Genomic DNA, 4167 nt, shown 5'->3' with positions numbered 1-4167 from the left:
GGGACCCACTTGTCCCAAAAAATGAGATGTTTTAAGCACAAAATGATGCTCAAGTGGGTCCCGGAGTGCCTGTCCCCTGCTTTCCTTAAAATCGCTAAACAGATACCTGAAAATAATTATTATTTGAGTATCTGTTTAGCGCTTTGCATGTGGCAGGGGGACTGGCTCTTCCGGGACCCCACTTGTCCCAAAAAATGAGATATTTTAAGCATAAAATGATGCTCAAGTGGGTCCCTGAGTACCTGTCCCCTGCTTTCCTTAAAAGCGCTAAACAGATACTTATTTGACAATGTCCGGTTCAAGCCTTGCTTTTACTGCAGTGAACACCTATAAACAGAATTGACGGGGTGTAAACCTGTCCAAATATTCCCGGCAAACCCCATCCTACAGACTTTGGAGGACAACATGAACATGGATCAAGACTCAGGTATGCAGGCCACTTTCGCAGGAGGATGCTTCTGGTGCCTGGAAAGCGACCTGGCCAGGCTTGAAGGTGTGCTTGAGGTTGTTTCCGGTTACACCGGGGGCCATACTGTAAACCCTGCCTACGAACAGGTAACCACAGGCCTCACAGGGCATTTCGAGGCCGTGCGGGTCACCTTTGATCCGGGTCTGATTAGTTACCATCAGCTTCTGGACGCCTTCTGGAAATCCATCGACCCCACTGACTCCGGCGGACAGTTTGCAGACCGGGGCAGCCAGTACAGAACAGCCATATTCTATCATGACGAGGACCAGCGCATTGCAGCCGAGGAATCCAGAAAAGCCCTGGAGGTCTCGGGCAAGTTCCAGGGCCCGGTGGCCACAATGATTCTACCTGTGGATGAGTTTTACCCGGCAGAAGAATATCATCAGAAGTACTACGAAAAAAACAAAGAACACTACCGCCGTTACCGGATTCTATCCGGGCGTCAGGACTTTCTGGAAAGACTTTGGGGGCCTTCGGCTTCAGGCTCTGCCGGCAACAGGAGCATTACTGATCACTCCGGGGTCAAGCTGACTCCCATGCAGTACCTGGTTACCCGGCAGGACGGCACCGAGACCCCTTTTGACAACGAATACTGGGACCACCAGGAAGAGGGTATCTATGTGGACATCATCTCCGGAGAGCCCTTATTCTGCTCCAGGGACAAGTACGATTCCGGCACCGGCTGGCCCAGTTTCACCCGTCCCATTAAGGATGACAATATCATACAGCGCCAGGACCACAGCCTGCCACACCCGCGCACCGAGGTTCGCAGTGCTGGTGCAGACTCGCACCTGGGACACGTATATGATGATGGGCCGGAACCCACGGGCATGCGTTACTGCATCAACTCCGCAGCCCTGCGCTTTGTCCCTGCAGAAGACCTGGAGCAGGAAGGGTATGGTGAATTTATCGGTATGTTCAAGGATTAGCCCGGCTTACCATGCAGGAACTGGAGCTTACTGTTGAGCGTCTTATCTGGCGGGGCCGGGCTCTGGCCAGGCTTAAATCCGGCCGGGTGGTCATCCTGGAGCCTGGTGTATTCCCGGGAGAGCGTATCCTGGCCCAAATAACCAAAAGTACCAGAGATCATTTCCTGGCCAGGTGCACCCGCATTCTGGAGCAGACAGAGTACAGGCAGGAGCATCCCTGCACCCTGGGTGATCTTTGCGGGGGATGCCGCTTCGGGGTCTTGCCCTACCAGGTCCAGGTGCTGTATAAACACCAGGTGCTGCACTCGGAAATCCGCCGCGCCCTGGGCCGTAAGTGGTCCGGGCAGGCCCCCGATGAAATCCAGGTCTTTTCCAGCCCGGAAAGCTGGGGGTACCGCTGGCGCGGCCAGACAGAAGTCGTGGACGGCCGCCCGCATGTCAAGGCCCTGGGCAGAAACGATCCCCTGCACTGTCCCAGTTGCCTGCTGCATGCCCCGGTCCTGGCCCGGGATCTTCTCCGCATCTGCCGCGAACTACCGAGGGGACGCTACACCGTGGCGGCCAGTCCCCTGGATCACAAAGTCCTTCCCCACACCAGCCAGGAGTGGCTTAAGCTTCCCCTGAATAATTTCGGGGTCAGTCTTCAGCTCAGGCCAGGCTCTTTTTTTCAGGCCAACTGGAGGCTGAACCAGGATCTGGTGGATTACGTCCATGCCCGGCTATCCCACCTGGAGCGAATTGCAGACCTGTATGCCGGAGCCGGCAACTTTGCCCTGGCCTGTGCCGCAAAAGGCCAGGAGGTCCTGGCCCTGGAATCAGACCCCCAGGCAGCTCAAGGAACCATACGCGCCGCAAAAAAGGGTGGCCTGCACAATCTAGGCATCCACACCGGGGATCTGCGTCGCCGGGACGCTATGCAGGCTGTAAAAAAGTTCGGCCCCCAGGGACTGATCCTGGACCCGCCGCGCTCGGGGAGAGGCAAAAACCTGCAAAGCCAGGCCAGGCTGGAATACCTCCAGCGCCTGGTGTGGATCTCCTGCGACGTGGTCAACACCTGCCGGGATCTGACACCTTACCTGGAGGCCAGCTGGCGCATTCGGGAGGCGGCCATGTTCGACATGTTCCCTCAGACCTGGCACATGGAGGTCGTATTTGTGCTGGAAAAGTCCTGAGTTGTGCACCAACTTTGATACGCAACCACCTGTTATCTAACGGCAAAAGTGTCTGTCCCCAATTGAGACAGGTTACAAATTTTTTGAAGTTTCGCTGTAGTGTTGGTTAATCAGGACTTTAAATCCGAAGCGTTTTTGTATATGGTGCCTGCAAGTTAACCTGAAAACCAGATACATTTCCATGCAACAATATCCACTTGACAGTCTTTTCCGGGGCATTGCCTGCCTCTATCTGTTACTGGTCCTGGCCGCCTGTGGCGATGATCTGTACCGCTCTGTGCTGGACCAGCCCCCCCAGGAGACCGGGGTTCTTACCGTTGTGACCCGCAGCGGATCCACCACATATTACCTGGATCGTCACGAAACCGGAACCGGTCCGGAATACGACCTGGTCATGGCACTGGCGGCCTCAAAGGGCTGGGAAGTACACTGGAAAGTGGTTCCCACCACAGCCGAAGCTTTAAAGGTCCTGGAAGCCGGCGGTGCGCACCTGGCGGCTGCCGGCCTGACTCACATGGACTCCCGGGACGAGCTCTTTGAGCGCGGCCCGGAAGTAAAAGAAATCACCCAGCAGGTCGTCTGCCACAGACGGATGAATCCCATGCCCGGCAGACCTCAGGACCTGGAGAAAGTGGACCTGTGGGTCACTGCTGATTCCAGTTACGCTGAAAAACTGCAAAAGCTGTCTCAAAAGTACCAGGACCTGGACTACAACTCAGTTGAAATAAGCACTGAACGTCTGCTGGGCATGGTTGCGCAGCAGGACATTGAGTGTACAGTGGCTGACTCAAATATAGTTCAGATCAACCAGCGCTTCATGCCTTATCTCTACGTGGCCTTTGATCTTACCCAGACCCAGGGGCTTGGCTGGTACCTGCCCAAAGGATATGAAGATCTGGCCATGAAGGCCGCCTCCTGGATGAACAGCCCAGAAGGTCAGAATGCTCTGCACGAAATGCAGGTCGAATATTACGCCCACATCAAAGATTTTGATTTTGTGGACCTGCGCGCCCTGAACCGGCGCATCCAGGATCGTCTGCCCCGGTACAAGGAATACTTTCTGCTGGCCGAACAAGAAACCGGCATGCCGGCTGATCTTCTGGCCGCCCTGGCCTATCAGGAATCCCACTGGGATCCCGAAGCTGTAAGCCGTACCGGTGTCCGGGGCATCATGATGCTCACTAAGAGAACAGCCATGTACCTCGGAGTCGAAGACCGACTGGACCCGGCCCAGAGCATCCTGGGGGGAGCAAGGTACTTGGAGGAACGTTACCGCCTCCTGCCGGAGGATATACCTGATCCGGACCGCCTCTACCTGGCTCTGGCCAGCTACAACGTGGGCAGGGGACATCTCCTGGATGCCCGCCGGCTTGCCCGCAACCTGGGCAAAGACTCCGACTCCTGGGACGACATGCAACAAGTTCTGCCCCTCCTTTCGGACGAACGTTACTATCCGTCCCTGCGCTACGGCTATGCCCGCGGCTTTGAGCCGGTGCACTTCGTAAGCCGCGTGCGCAACTACCGGGACATCATAGCCAGGGCTTTTTAAAATTGGGTTATCACTACAGCGAAACTTATGATTGACCTCCGGGGACTG

Annotated in this window: 3 protein-coding genes; all 3 read left to right on the top strand. The window is 55.9% G+C overall.

The annotated features are described in order from the left end of the window. Positions 1-405 precede the first annotated feature (405 nt). The 3 genes from msrB to mltF all read left to right on the top strand — a co-directional run bounded on the left by msrB (position 406) and on the right by mltF (position 4119). Positions 406-1398, top strand: a complete 993-nt coding sequence (gene msrB, locus QZP87_RS11765; RefSeq protein WP_291323118.1) for a peptide-methionine (R)-S-oxide reductase MsrB — start codon at positions 406-408, stop codon at positions 1396-1398. Positions 1399-1409: 11 nt separating this feature from the next. Next, entirely contained in the window at positions 1410-2570 is a 1161-nt protein-coding gene (locus QZP87_RS11760) for a hypothetical protein (protein WP_291323117.1), read from the top strand. 181 nt (positions 2571-2751) lie between these two features. After that, complete coding sequence (mltF, locus tag QZP87_RS11755) at positions 2752-4119, top strand: membrane-bound lytic murein transglycosylase MltF (RefSeq protein WP_291323116.1); 1368 nt, start codon at positions 2752-2754, stop codon at positions 4117-4119. Positions 4120-4167 lie beyond the last annotated feature (48 nt).

This window comes from Desulfonatronospira sp. (assembly GCA_003563255.1).
Lineage (GTDB): Bacteria > Desulfobacterota > Desulfovibrionia > Desulfovibrionales > Desulfonatronovibrionaceae > Desulfonatronospira.
Note: the sequence above shows the minus strand (reverse complement) of the source record. Positions and strands in the feature narration are given on the sequence as shown.

Coding starts and splice junctions, on each gene's coding strand:
- msrB (WP_291323118.1), top strand. CDS start 406: ATGAACATGGATCAAGACTCAGGTATGCAGGCCACTTTCGCAGGAGGA.
- mltF (WP_291323116.1), top strand. CDS start 2,752: ATGCAACAATATCCACTTGACAGTCTTTTCCGGGGCATTGCCTGCCTC.
- QZP87_RS11760 (WP_291323117.1), top strand. CDS start 1,410: ATGCAGGAACTGGAGCTTACTGTTGAGCGTCTTATCTGGCGGGGCCGG.